This is a genomic window from Variovorax sp. GW458-11-26-14-LB1 (genome assembly GCF_059423965.1).
Map to the genome: position 1 here is coordinate 29,205 of NZ_JBWKYW010000031.1, position 19,105 is coordinate 48,309.

14 protein-coding genes are annotated in these 19,105 nt (G+C 70.1%); 10 read left to right on the forward strand and 4 right to left on the reverse strand.

The window, feature by feature from the left end; genetic code table 11:
• Nucleotide 1: 1 nt before the first annotated feature.
• Entirely contained in the window at nt 2-916 is a 915-nt protein-coding gene (locus AC07YS_RS19945; protein WP_235926729.1) for a LysR family transcriptional regulator, read from the reverse strand.
• 236 nt (nt 917-1,152) lie between these two features.
• Between AC07YS_RS19945 and AC07YS_RS19950 the strand changes: the two genes are divergently transcribed.
• On the forward strand, nt 1,153-4,698 hold the full coding sequence (locus AC07YS_RS19950; RefSeq protein WP_495269693.1) for an indolepyruvate ferredoxin oxidoreductase family protein: 3,546 nt from the start codon (nt 1,153-1,155) through the stop codon (nt 4,696-4,698).
• 25 nt (nt 4,699-4,723) lie between these two features.
• Here AC07YS_RS19950 and AC07YS_RS19955 read toward each other — a convergent pair whose 3' ends face one another.
• Complete coding sequence (locus AC07YS_RS19955) at nt 4,724-6,193, reverse strand: HD domain-containing phosphohydrolase (RefSeq protein WP_495269692.1); 1,470 nt, start codon at nt 6,191-6,193, stop codon at nt 4,724-4,726.
• 150 nt (nt 6,194-6,343) lie between these two features.
• Here AC07YS_RS19955 and AC07YS_RS19960 point away from each other — a divergent pair, with 150 nt between their 5' ends.
• A complete protein-coding gene (locus tag AC07YS_RS19960; RefSeq protein WP_495269691.1) occupies nt 6,344-6,958 on the forward strand; it encodes a DUF308 domain-containing protein in 615 nt (204 codons plus the stop codon).
• On the opposite strand, the gene AC07YS_RS19965 is transcribed toward AC07YS_RS19960, so the two are convergent.
• Both AC07YS_RS19965 and AC07YS_RS19970 read right to left on the reverse strand, forming a co-directional pair.
• Nucleotides 6,927-7,901, reverse strand: coding sequence for a metallophosphoesterase family protein (locus AC07YS_RS19965; RefSeq protein WP_495269690.1), 975 nt, complete (start codon nt 7,899-7,901; stop codon nt 6,927-6,929). The genes AC07YS_RS19960 and AC07YS_RS19965 overlap by 32 nt on opposite strands.
• A 98-nt stretch (nt 7,902-7,999) precedes the next feature.
• A complete protein-coding gene (locus AC07YS_RS19970) occupies nt 8,000-9,790 on the reverse strand; it encodes a SulP family inorganic anion transporter (RefSeq protein WP_495273737.1) in 1,791 nt (596 codons plus the stop codon).
• A gap of 207 nt (nt 9,791-9,997) precedes the next feature.
• Here AC07YS_RS19970 and AC07YS_RS19975 point away from each other — a divergent pair, with 207 nt between their 5' ends.
• From AC07YS_RS19975 to AC07YS_RS20010, 8 genes are all read left to right on the forward strand, one after another.
• The gene (locus tag AC07YS_RS19975) at nt 9,998-11,239 is read left to right on the forward strand and encodes a 3-methyl-2-oxobutanoate dehydrogenase (2-methylpropanoyl-transferring) subunit alpha (protein WP_062472232.1); all 1,242 of its coding nucleotides are present in this window, start codon (nt 9,998-10,000) and stop codon (nt 11,237-11,239) included.
• Nucleotides 11,240-11,244: 5 nt separating this feature from the next.
• Nucleotides 11,245-12,258: an alpha-ketoacid dehydrogenase subunit beta gene (locus AC07YS_RS19980; protein ID WP_062472230.1), complete on the forward strand. Its 1,014-nt coding sequence runs from the start codon at nt 11,245-11,247 to the stop codon at nt 12,256-12,258.
• Nucleotides 12,259-13,473 carry a dihydrolipoamide acetyltransferase family protein gene (locus tag AC07YS_RS19985; RefSeq protein ID WP_495267265.1) on the forward strand — a complete coding sequence of 405 codons (1,215 nt, stop codon included), beginning with the start codon at nt 12,259-12,261 and terminating at the stop codon, nt 13,471-13,473.
• 172 nt (nt 13,474-13,645) lie between these two features.
• Complete coding sequence (locus AC07YS_RS19990) at nt 13,646-14,977, forward strand: C4-dicarboxylate transporter DctA (protein ID WP_062472092.1); 1,332 nt, start codon at nt 13,646-13,648, stop codon at nt 14,975-14,977.
• Nucleotides 14,978-14,982: 5 nt separating this feature from the next.
• Nucleotides 14,983-15,690: a GntR family transcriptional regulator gene (locus AC07YS_RS19995; RefSeq protein WP_062472095.1), complete on the forward strand. Its 708-nt coding sequence runs from the start codon at nt 14,983-14,985 to the stop codon at nt 15,688-15,690.
• A gap of 171 nt (nt 15,691-15,861) precedes the next feature.
• Complete coding sequence (locus AC07YS_RS20000) at nt 15,862-16,971, forward strand: AI-2E family transporter (RefSeq protein ID WP_495267266.1); 1,110 nt, start codon at nt 15,862-15,864, stop codon at nt 16,969-16,971.
• Nucleotides 16,972-17,115: 144 nt separating this feature from the next.
• Nucleotides 17,116-17,553, forward strand: a complete 438-nt coding sequence (locus AC07YS_RS20005) for a DUF2141 domain-containing protein (protein ID WP_070061637.1) — start codon at nt 17,116-17,118, stop codon at nt 17,551-17,553.
• 12 nt (nt 17,554-17,565) lie between these two features.
• Nucleotides 17,566-19,065, forward strand: coding sequence for a carotenoid oxygenase family protein (locus AC07YS_RS20010; RefSeq protein ID WP_495267267.1), 1,500 nt, complete (start codon nt 17,566-17,568; stop codon nt 19,063-19,065).
• Nucleotides 19,066-19,105 lie beyond the last annotated feature (40 nt).

Below are 19,105 nucleotides of genomic sequence, written 5' to 3' on the forward strand. Positions count from 1 at the left end.
CCTACGGCATCCCGCGCGCCAACAAATGGTCCACCAACCGACGCTGCGGAAAACTCAACGCCTCCTGCCGCGTACACAGGTACATCCGGCGTGAAGCCCACGCATCGGTGAGGTTGATGAAGCGCAGCTTCATCTCCTTGCGGTAGGTCACCGCCGCGCCCTCGGGCAGGATGCCCACGCCCATTCCCGCTTCGATCATCCGGCACACGGCCTCGAAGCTCTTCACGCGCACACGCAGGCGCAGCACCTTGCGCGCGCTCATCGCGGCGTCTTCCATGGTGCGGGAGATGGCCGAGTCGTCTTCGAGCCCCACGAAGTCGAAGTCGAGCAGTTCTTCGAACGACACCTCGCGCCCGCGCCACGGATGCTTCTGGCGCACGATGGCCACGAGCCGGTCGGTGCGGTACGGAATGAAGTGCAGCGCCGGGTCGACCGCCTCGCTGGTGATCACGCCCACGTCGGCCTGGCGGTCGCGAATCGCCTGCACGATGTAGACGCTGCGGTGCTCTTCCACGCTCACGCGGATCTCGGGGTAGCGCAGCCGAAAGCTCGCCACGTCGTCGGGCAGGAACTGGCCCATGGCCGACGCGTTGGCGTGCAGCCGCACGCGGCCGGTGGCGCCCTGCGCGTAGTCCGACAGGTCGGCGCGCATGCGGTCCACGTCGCGCAGGATCTGGCGCGCATGCATGGCCAGCGACTCGCCCGCGCCCGTGGGCGTCACGCCCTTCGAGGTGCGGTTGAGCAGCCCCACGCCGAGCTGGCTCTCGAGGATGGCCAGGCGCCGGCTCGCGGCCGACAGCACCATGTGGCTCTCGGCGGCCGCCTTGGACAGGCTGCCGTGCTCAATGGCGCGCAGGAACAGCGCCAGCGAATCCAGGTCGGGTCTCATCGGGTCCTCGGTCGATCGGGCGGACATTGTCGGGCCTGTGCCGTTGTGGACGCGCAGCCGAAGGCCTTTCGGCGAATCGACGGCGGTGGCGATGGTTCTTCCGGAATGCGGGTTTCCCCGTCGAAACGAAGAAGCACTTTCGGGCCGGGGTGCGAAAGAATCGTCGCTGTCTCGGCGGCAACCCCGGCGAGGCGTTTCGCGGGCCGGCCCTCTACCGGGGCCACGCCCGCATTCCACGAGTCCTACCCGGAGTCTTTTCTCTCATGGCAACCCACGAACTCGCCAGCGTTGCGCTGGACGACAAATACACGGCCACCGAAGGCCGGATCTACCTGAGCGGCATCCAGGCGCTGGTGCGCCTCATGCTCGTGCAGAAATGGCGCGACCAGCAGGCCGGCCTGAACACCGCGGGCTTTGTCTCGGGCTACCGCGGCTCGCCGCTCGGCGGCCTGGACGAAGCGCTGTGGAAAGCCCAGCCGCAGCTCGAAGCCAACGCCGTCAAGTTCCTGCCCGGCGTGAACGAAGAGCTGGCCGCCACCGCCGTGTGGGGCACGCAGCAGGTGCATCTGACCGGCGAGAGCGCGGTCGACGGCGTGTTCGCCATGTGGTACGGCAAGGCGCCCGGCGTGGACCGCTGCGGCGACGTGTTCAAGCACATGAGCCACGCGGGCACCTCGCCGAAGGGCGGCATCCTGCTGGTGGCGGGCGACGACCACGGCGCGTCTTCCTCTACCCTGCCCAATCAGAGCGATCACCTGTTCGCCGCCTCGATGATCCCGATGCTCTATCCGCAGAGCGTGGAGGAATACATCGAGCTGGGCCTGCACGGCTTTGCGATGTCGCGCTTTGCCGGCCTTCCGGTCGGCTTCAAGGCGCTGGCCGACACGGTGGAGTCGTCGGGCTCGATTGCCGCCGGCGCGCTCGACGTGCACACGCGCCTGCCGAAAGACTTCGCGTTCCCGCCCGGCGGCGTGCATGCGCGGCTGTCGACCGACACGCTCGGCGTGCAGGCGCGCAAGCAGGAAGCGCTGATGCAGGACTACAAGATCTACGCCGCCATCGCCTATGCGCGCGAGAACCGCCTGAACCGCGTGACCATCGATTCGCCGCAGGCGCGGCTGGGCATCGTGGCCTCGGGCAAGTCGTACCGCGACGTGCTCGAAGCGCTGGAAGAACTCGGCATCGACGCCGACGAAGCCGCGCGCATCGGCATCCGGCTGTTCAAGGTGTCGATGCCCTGGCCGCTGGAGCCCGATTCGATCCGCGAGTTTGCCGACGGGCTCGAAGAAATCCTGGTGGTCGAAGAGAAGCGCCAGATCGTCGAATACCAGCTCAAGGAGCACCTGTACAACTGGCGCGAGAACGTGCGCCCGCGCGTCATCGGCAAGTTCGACGAGCAGGGCGAATGGGGCGCGCACCCGCGCGGCCAGTGGCTGCTGCCGGCCACGGCCGATTTCTCGGTGGCGCAGATCGCGCGCGTCATCGCCGGGCGCGTGGCGCGCTTTCACACCAGCGACCGCATCCGCATGCGGCTGGCGATCCTCGACGCGAAAGACGTGGTGCTCGGCAAGGCCGTGGCCACGCCCTCGCGCCCGGCCTGGTACTGCGCGGGCTGCCCGCACAACACGTCGACCAAGGTGCCCGAAGGCAGCCTGGCGCTCGCGGGCATCGGCTGCCACGTGATGGCCACGGCCATCTACCCCGAGCACAACCGCACCACCACGCACATGGGCGGCGAAGGCGCGCCGTGGCTGGGGCAGGCGTGGTTCTCCAAGCGCAAGCATGTGTTCGCGAACCTGGGCGACGGCACCTACTACCACTCGGGTTCGCTGGCCATTCGCGCGGCCGTGGCGGCGGGCGTGAACATCACCTACAAGATCCTCTACAACGACGCGGTCGCGATGACGGGCGGCCAGCCGGTCGACGGGCCGATCACCGTGCCGCGCATCGCGCACCAGGTGGCGGCCGAAGGCGTGAAGCGCCTCGCGCTGGTGGCCGAAGACCCGACGCGCTGGGCCGACCGCAGCCTGCTGCCGCCCGACCGCGACGGCCTCTTTGCGCTGAGCGTGCACCACCGCGACGACATGGACGCGGTGCAGCGCGAGCTGCGCGGCTTCGAGGGCGTGTCGGTGCTGATCTATGACCAGGTGTGTGCGGCCGAGAAGCGCCGTCGCCGCAAGAAGGGCGAGTTCCCGCAAGCCGCGCGGCGCGTGTTCATCAACGACGCCGTGTGCGAAGGCTGCGGCGACTGCGGCGAGCAGTCGAACTGCACCGCGCTGCTGCCCAAGCCAACCGACCTGGGCCTGAAGCGCAGCGTGGACCAGAGCGCGTGCAACGCCGACGAGTCGTGCATCAAGGGCTTCTGCCCGAGCTTCGTGACGGTCGAAGGCGTGAAGCCGCGCAAGCACGCCCGCGTGGCCGTGAAGGCCGCCGAGGAACCCGCCCTGCCCGCGCCGGCGCCGCTCGCGCTGGACGGCATGCACAACATCCTCATTACCGGCATCGGCGGCACGGGCGTGATCACCATCGGCGCGCTGATCGGCATGGCGGCGCACCTCGAAGGCAAGGGCGTGAGCGTGCTCGACATGACGGGCATGTCGCAGAAGAACGGATCGGTCACGTCGCACGTGCGCATCGCGCGCGACGCGGCGCAGCTGAAGGCGCAGCGCATTCCCACCGGCGAGGCCGACCTGATCCTGGGCTGCGACATGCTCACGGCCGGCGCGCCCGACGCCATCGCGCGCATGCGGCCAGGCCGCACCTATGCGCTGGTCAACACCTTCGAGCAGCCGACCGGGCACTTCGCGCAGCAGCCCGACTGGCAGTTCCCGGCCGCGCAGGTGCGTGCGCTCATCGAGGAATCGGTCGAGGGCCGCGCCGACTTCATCGACGCGACGCAGCTGGCCACGCGCCTCATGGGCGACGCCATCGCGGCCAACCTGTTCCTGCTGGGCTTCGCGTTCCAGAAGGGGTTCGTGCCGCTGTCGGCGCAGGCGCTCGACAAGGCCATCGAGATCAACGGCGTGGCCGTGAAGGCCAACCAGGCCGCGTTCCGCTGGGGCCGCAAGGCGGCGCTCGACCTCGCAGCCGTCACGCGCCAGGCCGCGCCGGCGCAGGTGGTGTCGCTGCAGAAGCCCCAGAGCTTCGAGGCGCTGGTGGCCGACCGCACCGCGTTCCTCACGGCCTACCAGAACGCGGCCTACGCACGCGGCTACGCAGACCTCGTCGAACGCGTGCGCGACGCGGAGCAACGCACGCGCGGCAGCACGGTGCTCGCCAAAGCCGTGGCTTCGGGCCTGTTCAAGCTCATGGCCTACAAGGACGAGTACGAGGTGGCGCGCCTGTATGCCGACCCGCGCTTCATGGAAAAGCTCGGCGAGCAGTTCGAAGGCAAGCCGGTGCTGCGCTTTCACCTCGCACCGCCGGTGCTGGGCCGGCGCGACGCCGAAGGCCGCGCGCTGAAGACCAGCTTCGGCCCGTGGATGCTCGGCGCCTTCCGCGTGCTCGCGAAGCTGCGCGGCCTGCGCGGCACGGCGCTCGATCCGTTCGGCCGCACCGCCGAGCGCCGCATGGAGCGCCAGCTGGCTGCCGACTACCGCGCGATGGTCGAAGACCTGCTCGCGCGCTTCGAGCGCATCGACTTCGACACCGCCCTGTCGCTGGCGCGCCTGCCGGAGCAGATCCGCGGCTTCGGGCACGTGAAGGAAGAAAGCATCGTGTCGGCGCGCGTGCGGTGGGAGATGCTGCGTGGGCAGCTCGACAGCGCAGCGCCTGCGCGGGCGGTTCGGCCGGAGCCTGTGGCCGCTTAGTCGATGGGGCGGCCGGCGCGTCCCGCTATAGCAGACCTCTGGCAGAGGCCTTCAGCGTGGCGGCCGCGCGGGTCGAGCAACCGAGCTTGCGAAACACGCGTTCGACGTGCGTGCGCACCGTGCTCGCACTGATGCCCAGCGCACGCGCGACCTGCTTCGTGTTGTCGCCCTGGCTGATGCAGCGCAGGACGTCCAGCTCGCGCTGGGACAGCGACGCGTCGTCCTGCGCGGGCATCGCGGGCTTCGCGGGCGCGCCCGAGAGCGCGCAGGCGAGCAGTGCACTGATGACCTCCGCGTCGAAACGGCCGGCTTCGGCGTCCGCCTGCATGCGATCGCGCGCCTGGGCGTCGGTCAGTTCGGGTCGCCACGGGCGGCGGGTGCGGTGCGACACCCACTGCTCGGCCGCCGCGACGACCTGCCCTTCGAGCGGCATCGACGCGCCGGAGCGGCCACGGAAGTAACCGGAGCCATCGCGCCGCTCGAAAGCGAACGAGGCGATCTCGGCTTCTGCCGCAAGGCCGTCGATCTGCCCCGCCGCGCGGGACGTCCAGTACGGCACGAGCCGCAGGCGCTCCATCGACGCGGCCGGCAACGGCTCGGGCGCATTCCAGATGGCGTTGGGAACCGCGGCCCGCCCGATGCCGTGGATCAGGCCGGCCCGGTGGATGCGATGGCACATCGCTTCGCTCATGCCCAGTTGGGCGGCGCAATCGCGCGCCAGGCGGGCCGCGCGCCGCGAGTAGCCCGTCATCCACGGCAGCTTGAGATCGCTCACGTCGCCGACGAGTTCCAGCCCGACGCGCCGACGCATCGACACCGGCGGATCGGCGGCATCGGTCCACGGCGCGGGCGACGCATCCAGCCGCGTCATCCACGCCGCAGCGTGCGGTGCGCAGGCGTCGACCAGGAAGCCGGGGTAGAGGCTGTCGGCGCGCCCCCGCGCGAGCGTGAGGGCTTCGTCGAGCCCGTAGAGGCGGCTGAAGATTTCCAGATCGCTCGCCAGGGCCACGACGTAGGTGGCCAGCGGCACGCCCTCGCCCTGCAGCAGGCCGGGGACGCCGCTGCCGTCGTAGGCTTCGAAGACGGCGCGCAGTGCGGCTTCGGCCTCGGGCCCCAGGCCGAGCATGTTCGCGATGTCGCCGGCAATCTCGCAATGGATCTGGGCCATCGCCACGACGGCCCCGGGAATGGCCGCCTGGTGGGGCTGGCGCAGGCGCGGTTGCGCGGAGGCCAGAAGGGCTCGCCGCCCCAGCACGTCGTCTTCCAGGAAGTCCGCGAACTCCTGAGCGTTCGCCGTGCAGCCCGACCAGCGCAGCAGCGCCACGTGCTGCGCGACCTCGACCTGCGCCGCGTGGCAGCCGGCCTGCGTCGCGATCATGCCGGCCAGCCAGGCGGTGCGCAGCGAATGGTCGATGGGCTGGCCCATGCTCAGGTCGCCGATGAAGGCGAGCGCGCGGGCCGCGTCGAAAGCGGTGAGGGTGGTGTCTTCGGGCATGGGATCGCGGGGGCGAGCGCACAGCATCGCACAGCCGTCGGTTCGGCGCGTGTCGGTCATTCGACCGATACCGTGGTCCGGGGGAACGCAGAAGAATCGTTGCACCCGCCTCGTGCGAGGCGCGCCCTCTCCTCCTACCCACACCCTTTCATGCCCGACATCATCCAACCCCCTCTGCAGCCGGCCGCCTGGCTGCGCAAGCTCTACTTCACCCGCGCGGCCTTTTCCTTCGTGTGGGTCGCGCTGGCCTTCAGCGTCGCCAGGCAGTCGCCGGTGCTGACGGCAATCCTGCTGGTCGTCTATCCGGCGTGGGACGCGCTGGCGAACCTGGTGGACGCCCGGATGACCGGCGGCCCCCGGGCCAACCCCAGCCAGATGCTGAACACGTGGATCAGCGCGCTGGTCACCGTGGCCGTGGTGGCCTCGCTGGTGCTCGGGCTCCAGATCGGCCTGGCCATCTTCGGCGCCTGGGCCATCGTGTCGGGCCTGCTGCAGCTGGCGACGGCCGTTCGCCGCCGAAAGCGCCATCGGGGGCAGTGGGTGATGATGCTGAGCGGCGCGCAGTCTGCGCTGGCCGGCGGCCTCTTCGTCGCGCGGCAAGGCACCGACGCCCCGGTCCTGCAGACGCTCGCAGGCTATGCGACGGTGGGCGCCGTGTATTTCCTGATCTCCGGCCTCGTGATCCTGCTTCGCAAGCCGCAGGAGCGGCCCGTGAACTCGCTCGCCGCCACGCCTACAGCATCTTCCACTTCTGGCGGTCGATGACGCGGCGGCGCGTGTCCATGTTCAGCTGCGACAGCTCGATGTTCACCTGGTCCTTCGTGATGTCGACCAGCCCCCAGTTGCGCTGCAGCGCACCGACGGTGACGGCCGTGCGCAGCGCGGCGCCGGAGGACGTAGCCTCGAACAAGCTCCAGGGGCCGGCCGGCCACGGCACGGCGAAGCGGTTCTCGTGCACGTCGCCGCTGAGGATGAGGATGCGGCGCTTCTCCGCGAGCTTGAGGATCGCGGCGTGCTCGGCCGCGCAATCCATCCAGGTCTCGCCGTGGCGGGCTTCGAAGGTGAGGCCGCTGGCGATCAGGTGCACGGTCCTCTCGTCCGAGTCTTCGATGGCCTTCTTCAGTTTGCTCATCTGCTTCTTGCCGAGCACGGCGTCCTCGCCGCCCTTGGTCTTGTAGCTGCGGCCGTCGGTGAGGTGCAGCATCACGGCGCCGTCTGGATCATTGGCGTTGCTCAGCATGAGGGGCCGGTAGCCGGGTTCGGGAACGCCCGAGGCCCAGGGATCGCCGGCCTTGGGAAAGGTCTTCGGATCGTGTGAATCCAGCGCCTTGCGGTATTCCTGGAACGCCGCGCGGGTCGGGTCCAGCAAATGCCGATAGGACGGCTGTCCCTCGATCTGCGCACCGCAGGCGCCGTTCCACAGAAAGTCGTGGTCGTCCCAGATCGGATGGATCTGCAGGTCGGTCTTGCGCACGAGCTTGGCGAACTCCTTCTGGTTCAGCTGGTCGCGCAGCCGGCCGAAGGCATGGACCGCGAAGTCGTTGGCGCCCATGGCCTTGACCGCGCCCATGCTGGAGCCGTCCGCGTCGTAGTAGGCCGAGTCGCCCAGCAGCACCAGGTGCGTGGCGCCGGACGCGCCCACCTGGGTCCAGACAGGTTGTTCCTTGAAGGTCTGGGCACTGAAGCAGGAAGTAAAGGCGATCTTCATCGGGAGGCTCCTCGTTGTGGGTGCGCGGATGCTAGGAGCCGCCCCGAAACGTCGCCTCCCCCATCCATGGGAGGCGCATGCCGCGGGCCGCAAAGGGCTCAGCGCCCCTCGTCTTCCCAGTCGACCCACTCCACCGGATGGGTCTTGAGGTACCCGCTGACGGCGGCACCGACGGTCGGAAAGAACGCGGCTTCGCCCAGCCGCGCGAAGAGCCCGAAGCGCTTCAGCTTGTCCTTGACGGGGTCCTTCATCTCGGCAAAGCACAACTGGATGCCGGCGTCCCGCAAGCTGTCGACCAGCTCGGCCAGCATGTCGGCGGAAGTCACGTCCACGCTGGTGACGGGCTCCGCCGCGACAACCAGCCAACGCACCGGCGCGGGCGACGACGCGATGGCGTCGCCCACCCGGTCGCGGAACAGCTCGGCATTGGCGAAGAACAGCGGGGCATCCCAGCGAAACAAAACCAGGCCCGGAATGAGGCGCGCGTCGGGATAGCGCGTGATGTCGTGGTAGCCCTTGACGCCGTCGGCGCGCCCCAGCACCGCGGAATAGGGGCGCCAGGCATCCCACAGGAATTCGATGACCGCGATCACGATGGCCAGGCCGATGCCCTCGACGGCGCCCAGCACGACCACGCCGACCGTGCATGCGATCGACAGCCAGAACTCCCAGCGCTGGATGCGGTAGATCCGCCGCAGGTCGGCAATCTCGATCAGGCCGATGGCCGATGCGATGACGACCGCGGCCAGTGCGCTGGTGGGCAGGTTCTTCAGCAGGTCCGGCGCCGCCACCAGCAGCAGGGCAACGGCCAGTGCGCCAACAACGCCGGTCAGCTGGGTCCTGGCGCCCGCGGCCTCGGCCACGGGGGTGCGCGACGAACTGCTGCTGACGGCAAAGCCCTGGAAAAATCCGGCCGCTAGGTTGGCGGCGCCCAGCGCCACCATCTCCTGGTTCGGGTCGACGTGGGTGCGGGTGCGCGCCGCATAGACCCGGGAGAGCACGCTGGTATCGGCGAACGAGACGAGCGCGACGGCGCAGCCGCCGATCAGCACGGGGCCGATGTCGGCGGCCGTGATCCACGGGATGCCGAATGCCGGCAGGCCTTGTGGGAGGGCGCCGAGCACCGGCACCCCCTCGCGCGTCGCCAGGCCCAGCACGCCGACGGCCACGGTCGCGCCCACCACGGCGATCAGGATGCCCGGCACGCGCCGGCGGCCCTTGAGCAGCAGGATGACGGCCAGGGTGCCCGCGCCGACCATGAGCGTGGTCGCGTGGGTCTTGCCCTCCATCACCGACACGGCGATGGCCTTCAGGGTCGCCAGCGGTGCGTCGCCCTCGACCGAAAAACCCAGCAGCCTGGGCAGCTGGCTGATCAGCACGGTCAACGCGATGCCGTTCATGTAGCCGTAGCGGATCGGCTTGGAAAGAAGCTCGGTGACGAAGCCCAGGCGCGCAACGCCCGCGAGGATGCACACCGTGCCCGACACGATCGCCATCAGGCCCGCCAGGGCGATGGCGCGCTGCGGGTCGCCGCCCGACAGCGGAAGGACGACGGCCAGGATGAGGGCCGCCAGCGAGGAATCCGGGCCCAGCACCAGGATCCGGCTGGGGCCGAACACGGCGTACGCGAGCAACGCCACGATGGTCGCGTAGAGGCCGTGGATGCCGGGGACGCCCGACGCCTGCGCGTAGGCGATGCCGACGGGCACCAGCATCGTGGTCAGCACCAGCCCGGCCACGATGTCGTGCCGCAGCCAGGCCAGTTCGTACCTGTGCAGCGTGCGCAGCCCCGGCAGCCAGCGGCGCCATCCGGCCGCATCGGCGGCCTTCGCCCGCGGCGCACCGCGGCCGGGTTCGGAGTGAGGGGGTGGAGGTTCCAGGTCGTTCATGCGCCGCGGGCCACAGGGTGGACGGACAGTGCAGAGGCGCGCCGGGAAAGGCAAAGGGGAAGACACGGGTGCCGGCGCGGGCCGCGCGCCCCTCCCCGCCCCTGCGCCCCGGTCGCCTGCGAAACACGCACTTGACCGGCTGCGCCCGCGCCCGAAATTCGCTAGGCTGTGGTGGCGCGCGATGCCATCGAGCGCGGAGACAACGCGATGAGCCAAGGCACATCTCTTCGTCTGCATGTACCGGAGCCCACCGGGCGGCCGGGGCACGAGACCGATTTCTCCTACCTGCACCTGTCGCGTGCCGGCGAGGTGCGAAAACCCCCGGTCGACGCATCGCCGGCCGACACCAGCGACCTGGCCTACACGCTGGTGCGCGTGCTCGACGACGACGGCCGCGCCGTCGGCCCGTGGGCGCCGCCGGCCGACCCCGAGCTGCTGCGCCGCGGCCTGCGCGCGATGATGAAGACACGCGCCTTCGACGCCCGCATGCTGATCGCGCAGCGGCAGAAGAAGATCTCCTTCTACATGCAGTGCCTGGGCGAAGAGGCCATCGCCACCGGCCACGCGCTGGTGCTGCAGCAGGGCGACATGTGCTTTCCCACCTACCGCCAGCAGGGCCTGCTGCTGGCGCGCGACGACGTGACGCTGCTGGAGCTGACCTGCGAGCTGATGTCCAACGAGCGCGACCCGCTCAAGGGGCGCCAGCTGCCGGTGTGCTATTCGATGAAGCGGGCCGGCTTCTTCTCGATCTCGGGCAACCTGGCCACGCAGTTCATCCAGGCGGTGGGCTGGGGCATGGCCTCGGCGATCAAGGGCGACACGCGCATCGCCTCGGGCTGGATCGGCGACGGCGCCACCGCCGAGTCCGACTTCCACACGGCGCTGACCTTCGCGCACGTCTACCGCGCGCCGGTGATCCTCAACGTGGTCAACAACCAGTGGGCGATCTCGACCTTCCAGGCCATCGCCGGCGGCGAGGCCACCACCTTCGCGGCGCGCGGCGTGGGCTGCGGCATCGCCTCGCTGCGCGTCGACGGCAACGACTTCCTCGCGGTGCTGGCGGCCTCGCGCTGGGCGGCCGAGCGCGCCCGCAGCAACCTGGGGCCGACGCTGATCGAGTGGGTCACCTACCGCGCCGGCGCCCATTCGACCTCGGACGACCCGTCGCGCTACCGCCCGGCCGACGACTGGGCGCATTTCCCGCTGGGCGATCCGATCGCGCGCCTGGCGCAGCACCTGACGGCGATCGGCGCGTGGTCGCAGCAGGAGCACGCGCAGACGCAGGCCGACATGCAGGCGCAGGTGAACACCGCGGTGAAGGAGGCCGAGCGCTTCGGCTCGATGGCCGACGGCCATGTCGCGGGCGACGCCGCCCTGTTCGAGGACGTCTACAAGGACATGCCCGAGCACCTGAAGCGCCAGCGCGAACAGCTGGCGTCCGAGGGGTGACAGCCATGGCCTCGATGACCATGATCCAGGCCCTGCGCTCCGCCATGGACGTGATGCTCGAGCGCGACGACAACGTGATCGTCTACGGCCAGGACGTGGGCTACTTCGGCGGCGTGTTCCGCTGCACCGAAGGCCTGCAGGCCAAGTACGGCCGCTCGCGCGTGTTCGATGCGCCGATCAACGAGGGCGGCATCGTCGGCTCGGCCATCGGCATGGGCGCCTACGGCCTGCGCCCGGTGGTGGAGGTGCAGTTCGCCGACTACGTCTATCCGGCCTACGACCAGATCGTGTCGGAGGCGGCGCGCCTGCGCTACCGCTCGGCGGGCGATTTCACCGCGCCGATCACCATCCGCATGCCCTGCGGCGGCGGCATCTACGGCGGCCAGACGCACAGCCAGAGCCCGGAGGCGCTGTTCACGCACGTGTGCGGGCTGCGCACGGTGATGCCCTCCAATCCGCGCGATGCCAAGGGCCTCCTGATCGCCTCGATCGAGAACGACGACCCGGTCATCTTCCTGGAGCCCAAGCGGCTGTACAACGGCCCCTTCGACGGCCACCACGACCGGCCGCTGGTGCCCTGGTCGGCGCATCCGCTGGGCGAGGTGCCCGAGGGCTACTACACGGTGCCGCTGGAGTCGGCCACGGTGTTCCGCCCCGGCGCCGACCTGACGGTGATCAGCTACGGCACCATGGTCTTCGTCTGCGAAGCGGCCGCGCGCGAGACCGGCATCGACGCCGAGATCATCGACCTGCGCAGCCTGTGGCCGCTGGACCTGCAGACGCTGGTCGCCTCGGTGAAGAAGACCGGCCGCTGCGTGATCGTGCACGAGGCCACGCGCACCAGCGGCTTCGGCGCCGAGCTGACGGCGCTGGTGCAGGAGCATTGCTTCCACCACCTGGAAGCGCCGATCGGGCGCGTGGCCGGCTGGGACACGCCCTACCCGCATGCGCAGGAGTGGGCCTACTTCCCCGGCCCGGCGCGCGTCGGTGCGGCCTTGCGTCGCGCCATGGAGAACTGAATGGGCACGCTCACGATCAAGGTGCCGGACCTGGGCGAAGGCATTGCCGAGGTGGAGCTGGTGGCGTGGCGCGTGCAGCCCGGCGACACGGTGGCCGAAGACCAGGTGCTGGCCGACGTGATGACCGACAAGGCCACGGTCGAGATTCCCTCGCCGGTCGCGGGCCGGGTGGTCGCGCTCGGCGGCGAGGTGGGGCAGCAGATCGCGGTGGGCGCGGAACTGATCCGGATCGATGTGGCGGGCGGCGGCGAGGCGCAGGAGGCCGTGTCGGCCGTGTCGGCGGTATCGGCGGCGGCGCCTGCAGCGATGCCGGCACCGGCCGAACGCGCGCACCCCTCGGGCGGCAAGCCGCTCGCCGCGCCCGCGGTGCGCCATCGGGCGGCGGTCCTCGGCATCGATCTGCGGCAGGTGCCGGGCAGCAGCGCGGACGGCCGCATCCTGCACGAGGACCTCGACGCCTGGCTGCTGCGCCGGCCCGGTCCGCCGGCGCCGGATGCCGCGCGCTACGCCGAACGCCACGACGAGGAGGCCGTGCCCGTGACCGGCGTGCGCCGCCGCATCGCGCAGCGCATGCAGGACGCGATGCGCCGCATTCCGCACTTCACCTACGTCGAGGAGGTCGACGTGACCGAGCTGGAGCTGCTGCGCGCCCGCATCAACGAACGCTGGGGCGGCGAGCGGTCGCACCTGACGCTGCTGCCGCTGCTGGTGCGCGCGGTGGTGCTGGCGGTGCCGCGCTTCCCGCAGATCAATGCCCGCTTCGACGACGAGGCGGGCGTGCTCACGCGCCACGGCGCGGTGCATGTCGGCATCGCGACGCAGACGGCGGCCGGCCTCATGGTGCCAGTGCTGCGGCATGCGGAGGCGCGCGACCTCTGGTCGAGCGCGACCGAGATCGCCCGCCTGGCCGACGCCGCGCGCGCGGGCCGGGCCACGCGCGACGAGCTGAGCGGCTCGACCCTCACCGTCACCAGCCTGGGCGCGCTGGGCGGCATCGCGTCCACGCCGATCATCAACGCGCCCGAGGTGGCGATCGTCGGCGTCAACCGCATCGTGCAGCGCCCGGTGATGCTGGGCGGGGCGGTGGTCGCGCGCCGCATGATGAACCTGTCCTCCTCCTTCGACCACCGCGTGGTCGACGGCCAGCTGGCGGCCGAATTCGTGCAGGCCGTGCGGGCTTCGCTCGAGTGCCCGGCGCTGCTTTTTGTCGAGTAGCAGCCCCGCACAAACCTCACCGCCCGGGCGCGCGGCGGGGGTACCCCGTCGACCGGAACGCCCCGGGAATACCCTCTGAACCCCCTGCAATCTTCTTGCCTACAGTTCTTGTATGCAAGAAAAAGCGATCCTTGCATGCAAAACCTCGACACGACAACGACAGGAGATTTCCATGCCTCGCTTTGCCAAATCGCTCTTCGGACAGGTGGTCATCGCACTGGTGATCGGCGTGCTCGTCGGCCTCTTTGCGCCCGAGTTCGCCGCCAAGCTCAAGCCACTGGGTGACGGCTTCATCAAGCTGATCAAGATGATCATTCCCGTGCTGGTGTTCTGCGTGGTGGTGCATGGCATCGCCGGCGCGGGCGACCTCAAGCGCGTGGGCCGGGTCGGCGTGAAGGCGCTGATCTACTTCGAGGTGCTGACCACCATCGCGCTGGCGATGGGCTTGGTGCTGGCCTTCGTGTTCGAGCCGGGCGTGGGCATGAACGTCGACCCCAAGGCGCTGGACGCCAGCGCCATGAGCGCCTACGCCTCCAACGCCGACAAGCTCACCAGCGGCGGCACGGTCGAGTTCCTGATGAAGCTCATTCCCACCACGGTGGTGGCCGCCTTCGCCACGGGCGACGTGCTGCAGGTGCTGCTGTTCGCGGTGCTGTTCGGCTGCGCGCTGTCGCTGCTGGGCGATCGCGGCGCGCCGGTGGCGGCGGTGGTGGACGCGCTCTCGCTGGTGCTGTTCAAGATCATGGGGATCATCATCAAGCTGGCGCCGCTGGGCGTGCTGGGTGCCATTGCCTTCACGGTCGGCAAGTACGGCATCGGCTCGCTCAAGCAGCTGGGCATGCTGGTCGCCCTCTTCTACGGCGCGGTGCTGGTCTTCGTGTTCGTGGTGCTGGGGCTGGTGATGCGCATGTCGGGCTTCAGCCTGTGGAAGCTGCTGCGCTACCTGCGCGAAGAGCTGGCCATCGTGTTCGCCACCACCTCGTCGGACAGCGTGCTGCCGCAGATCATGGCCAAGCTGCGCCGCATGGGCATCCGCGATTCGACGGTGGGCCTGGTGATTCCCACGGGCTACTCGTTCAACCTCGACGCGTTCTCGATCTACATCACGCTGGCGGCGGTGTTCATCGCGCAGGCCACCAACACGCCGATCTCGATGGCCGACCTGCTGACCATCCTGGCGATCGCGCTGGTCACCTCCAAGGGCGCGCACGGCGTGCCGGGCTCGGCCATCGTGGTGCTGGCGGCGACGCTGCATGCGATTCCGGCGATCCCCGCCATCGGCCTGGTGCTGGTGCTGTCGGTCGACTGGTTCATGGGCATCGCCCGCGCGCTGGGCAACCTGATCGGCAACTGCGTGGCCACCGTCGCGATCGCCGCGTGGGAAGGCGACATCGACCGCGAACGTGCCCATGCCGTGCTCGACGGCACCTATTCGCCCGACGACGAGCCGCTGGCCGAGGCGCCCGTGGTAAACACCGGCACCGCCGCTTCCACCGCCCACTGAAAAAAATGCCCGCCGACGTCAGCCCCACCGCCATCGCCGAACGCGTCGTCGAGGCCATCCTCGCGCAGAAGCTCGCGCCCGGCGACCGGCTCGGCGAGCAGGCGCTGGCCGAGAACTTCTCGGTCAGCCGCACCATGGTGCGCGAGGCGCTGATGCAGCTGCAGGCGCGCGGTTTCGTCGAGGTGCAGTCGCGCCGCGGCTGGTACGTGGTGGAGCCCTCGGCCGAAGAAGCGCGCGACGCCTTCTCGGCGCGCCGCATCGTCGAGGCCGGCATCCTGGCCGCGAGCGAAGGCCGGCCGCTGGGCCAGGTGATCCGCAAGCTGCGCGACCACATCGCCGACGAGCAGCGCGCCATCGAAGGCGCCGACGCCGCCACGCGCGCCTTCCTGCTGGCCGACTTCCATGTCTGCCTGGCCGAGCAGATGGGCCACCAGCTGCTGGTCGACGTGCTGCGCGACCTCACGGCGCGCACCACGCTGGCGGCCACGCTCTACCAATCGAAGCACGAGGCCGGGCAGTCGTGCGCGGAGCACGGCGCCATCGTCGCGGCGCTCGAGGCCGGCAACATCGAGCAGGCACGCCAGCTCATGCTCGACCACATCGGCAATGTCGAACGGGCGCTGGAGGTCGACGCCACCGCCGAGCCCGATGCGCCGAGCCGGCTGCGCGCCACGCTGGCGCCCGTGGCGCTGCCGCGCGCGGCCAGGCGTTGAAGCTGTGCCGTGTCGTGCATTTGTGCCGCCGCCAGCTATCAATTGAATAGCTGACACCCGCCGTCGGCCCTGCGCCTGCGGCGTTTTTCCTTGGCAACCCTGTTGCGCCGCACAAGGGCGCGCCGGCTGACACGGCGGCGGGTTCCGGCTCGGCTACAGTCCGAGACACTTATGAACTCTCCCCAACTCCAGCGCGGCGTCTTCCTCGCCCTGCTTGCCGCCGTCACCGTCGCCTTTCTGTGGGTGCTGATGCCGTTCTTCGGCGCGGTGCTCTGGGGGGTGGCGCTGGCGATTCTGTTCACGCCGCTGTTCAAGTGGCTGCTCAAGAAGATGCCCGGCCGGCGCAACGTGGCCGCGATGTCCACGCTGGCGATCTGCCTGTTCATCGTGATCCTGCCGCTGGCGATGGTGGGCGTGTCGCTGGTGCAGGAGATCGCGCTGATCACCCAGAGCATCCGCTCGGGCCAGATCAACTTCGCGGCCTACTTCCAGCAGATCCTGGACGCCACGCCGCAGTGGCTGCTGAACATCGTGGAGCGCTTCAACCTGGGCGACATGGCGGCCTGGCAGGCGCGCGTCTCGGCCATCGCGGGCCAGGCCAGCCAGCTCATCGCCAGCCAGGCGCTGGCCATCGGACAGAACACCTTCGACTTCGTGGTGAGCTTCTTCGTGATGCTCTACCTGCTGTACTTCCTGGTGCGCGACGGCACCTCGCTGTCCAAGACCATGCGCGACGCGCTGCCGCTGGCCAAGCCGCACACGCACTACCTGCTGAACAAGTTCACCACCGTGATCCGCGCCACCGTGAAGGGCAATGTGGCCGTGGCCATTGCGCAGGGCACCATCGGCGGGCTGGCCTTCTGGTTCCTGGGCGTGCAGGGCGCGCTGCTGTGGGCGGTGCTGATGGCCTTCCTGTCGCTGCTGCCGGCCGTGGGCGCGGCGCTCATCTGGGGCCCCGTGGCCATCTACTACCTGGCCACCGGCCACTTCTGGCAGGGCGGCGTGCTGATCTTCATCGGCGTGTTCGTGATCGGCCTGGTCGACAACATCCTGCGCCCCGTGCTGGTGGGCAAGGACACGCAGATGCCCGACTACATCGTGCTGATGTCCACCATCGGCGGCATGGCGATCTTCGGCATCAACGGCTTCGTGATCGGACCGGTGATCGCGGCGCTGTTCATGGCGGCCTGGAGCCTGTTCGCGGACTCGGGCCATGTGGGCACGGGGCACGCAAGCGAAGAAACCGCAGAAGCCCCGAAGAACGGGCAGGACAAGGCCTGACGCCGCGCCGGGCCTTCCCGGGCCGCGGCGTTCGCTCCTTCTGCGCGCATTTCGCGCGCGCAATCACGCATTCCGTCGCATGACGCTGGGCACCGCCCGGCGACTGCGGGATCGTCGGGCCCTCCACCCACCACGAGGCCTGCCATGCACCTTCCCGCTTTCCTCTCCCGCCCCGCCGCGCGCGGCCTGATCGCCGCTGCCGCGCTCGCCCCGCTCGGCGCCCTGGCCGCCGACCTGAACCTGCGCATCGCGGACGGCCCGGCCGCCGGCGCCACGCTCTACGTCGCGCTGTACAACGACGCCGCCAGCTACGCCGAGAGCAAGGCCGTCGCCTCGCAGACCGCGCCTCTGCGCGAAGGCAAGGCCCGCTTCGTCTTCACCGACCTGGCGCCGGGCCGCTACGCGCTGCGCGTGTTCGCCGACGAGAACGGCAACGGCAAGCTGGACACCAACCTGGTGGGCATGCCGATCGAACGCTACGGCTTCTCGAACGACGCCAAGGGCAACCGCGGCGCGCCCGACTTCGAGGCCGCGGCGCTGCGCATCGACGCCGACGCCCAAGCCGTCATCCACCTGCGCTGAGGAGACACGGCCATGGAACGACGCGAACTCCTGCGCCTGCTGGCCACGGCCGGCGCCCTGCCCCTGCTCGCCCCGCTCGCACGCGCGGCCGGCACCACCGACGACTGGCAAGCCCAATTCGAAGCCGCCGACGCCCCCTGGAAGATCGGCTTCGCCACGCCCCCGGGCGACCTGCCGCTGACCCGCGCCACCGTGCGCGGGCGCTTTCCCGATGCCGTCGCCGGCACGCTGTTTCGCATCGGCCCGGCCGGCCACGACCTGGGCGGCGAGCGCTACCACCACTGGTTCGACGGCGACGGCATGGTGCATCGCTTCGTCATCGAAGGCGCCGATGTGCGCCACCAGGGCCGCTACGTCGCCACGCCCAAGCGCGTGGCCGAGGTGAAGGCCGGCCGCCACCTCACCGAAGCCTTCGGCACCATGCCGCCAGGCGTGGAGCCGCCCACCTCGGCCGACGCCATCAACGTCGCCAACACCAGCGTGCTGCCGATGCAGGGCGAGGTGCTGGCGCTGTGGGAAGGCGGCTCGGCCACGCGCATCGATGCGCGCACGCTCGACACGCTGGGCGTGAAGACCTGGCGCGCCGACCTCGCGGGCATGCCCTTCTCGGCCCACCCCAAGGTCGACCCGGACGGCACGGTGTGGAACTTCGGCGTGAGCTCGGGCCAGAGCCTGCTGGCGTTGTACGAGATCGCGCCCGGAGGCGCCCTGCGCCGCGCGGCCGTGGTGCCGGTGCCCGAGCTGCCCATGGTCCACGACTTCGCCGTGACCGCGCGGCACCTGGTGTTCCTCATGCCGCCGCTGGTGTACGACAGCAAGCGCAAGGAGGCCGGCGCGAGCTTTCTCGACGCCCACGTCTGGCGGCCCGAGCTCGGCATGCGCGCGCTGGTGGTCGACAAGCAGGACTGGGACAAGCGCCAGCTGCTGGAGCTGCCGGCCGGTTTCCTGTTCCACGTCGGCAATGCATGGGAAGAAGACACGCCGCGCGGTGCACGCATCCACATCGACTACGTGCGCACGCAGAACGCCGAGTCGGTGTTCACCAGCAACCGCGAGGTGATGCGCGCGCGCCGCGTGCGCCGCAACGAACCGCGCCTGACCGTCGCCACGCTCGACCTGGGAACGGGCAAGGCCACGCAGCGCGAACTGCCGCTGGAGGCCGAGTTCCCACGCATCGATCCGCGCCGCGTCGGCCTGCGCCACCACCAGGTCGTGCACGCCACGCAGACGCGCGCCGACGTGCCCGGCTTCGGCGCCGTCGCGCGCACCGACATCGAGAGCGGACGCAGCCAGCGCTTCAGCTACGGCGCGCAGGCCATCGTGGAAGAGCACGTCTTCGTGCCCGACGGTGTCAAGCCGGGCTGGGTGCTGGGCACGGCGCTGGACTTCGGCCGGCAGCGCACGGTGCTGTCGTGCTTCGCCGCCGACCACCTGGCCGCCGGGCCGGTGGCGCAGGCGACGCTGCCTTATGCGCTGCCGCTGGGGTTGCACGGCGCTTTCGTGAAAGCCTGAACGACTGACCGCTGCGGCCACGCGCGCGCGAGGCCCGCAG

Excerpts from the sequence above, each read along its gene's own strand:
- AC07YS_RS19945 (WP_235926729.1), bottom strand. The coding sequence starts at position 916 with ATGTCCGCCCGATCGACCGAGGACCCGATGAGACCCGACCTGGATTCG.
- AC07YS_RS19950 (WP_495269693.1), top strand. The coding sequence starts at position 1,153 with ATGGCAACCCACGAACTCGCCAGCGTTGCGCTGGACGACAAATACACG.
- AC07YS_RS19955 (WP_495269692.1), bottom strand. The coding sequence starts at position 6,193 with ATGCCCGAAGACACCACCCTCACCGCTTTCGACGCGGCCCGCGCGCTC.
- AC07YS_RS19960 (WP_495269691.1), top strand. The coding sequence starts at position 6,344 with ATGCCCGACATCATCCAACCCCCTCTGCAGCCGGCCGCCTGGCTGCGC.
- AC07YS_RS19965 (WP_495269690.1), bottom strand. The coding sequence starts at position 7,901 with ATGAAGATCGCCTTTACTTCCTGCTTCAGTGCCCAGACCTTCAAGGAA.
- AC07YS_RS19970 (WP_495273737.1), bottom strand. The coding sequence starts at position 9,790 with ATGAACGACCTGGAACCTCCACCCCCTCACTCCGAACCCGGCCGCGGT.
- AC07YS_RS19975 (WP_062472232.1), top strand. The coding sequence starts at position 9,998 with ATGAGCCAAGGCACATCTCTTCGTCTGCATGTACCGGAGCCCACCGGG.
- AC07YS_RS19980 (WP_062472230.1), top strand. The coding sequence starts at position 11,245 with ATGGCCTCGATGACCATGATCCAGGCCCTGCGCTCCGCCATGGACGTG.
- AC07YS_RS19985 (WP_495267265.1), top strand. The coding sequence starts at position 12,259 with ATGGGCACGCTCACGATCAAGGTGCCGGACCTGGGCGAAGGCATTGCC.
- AC07YS_RS19990 (WP_062472092.1), top strand. The coding sequence starts at position 13,646 with ATGCCTCGCTTTGCCAAATCGCTCTTCGGACAGGTGGTCATCGCACTG.
- AC07YS_RS19995 (WP_062472095.1), top strand. The coding sequence starts at position 14,983 with ATGCCCGCCGACGTCAGCCCCACCGCCATCGCCGAACGCGTCGTCGAG.
- AC07YS_RS20000 (WP_495267266.1), top strand. The coding sequence starts at position 15,862 with ATGAACTCTCCCCAACTCCAGCGCGGCGTCTTCCTCGCCCTGCTTGCC.
- AC07YS_RS20005 (WP_070061637.1), top strand. The coding sequence starts at position 17,116 with ATGCACCTTCCCGCTTTCCTCTCCCGCCCCGCCGCGCGCGGCCTGATC.
- AC07YS_RS20010 (WP_495267267.1), top strand. The coding sequence starts at position 17,566 with ATGGAACGACGCGAACTCCTGCGCCTGCTGGCCACGGCCGGCGCCCTG.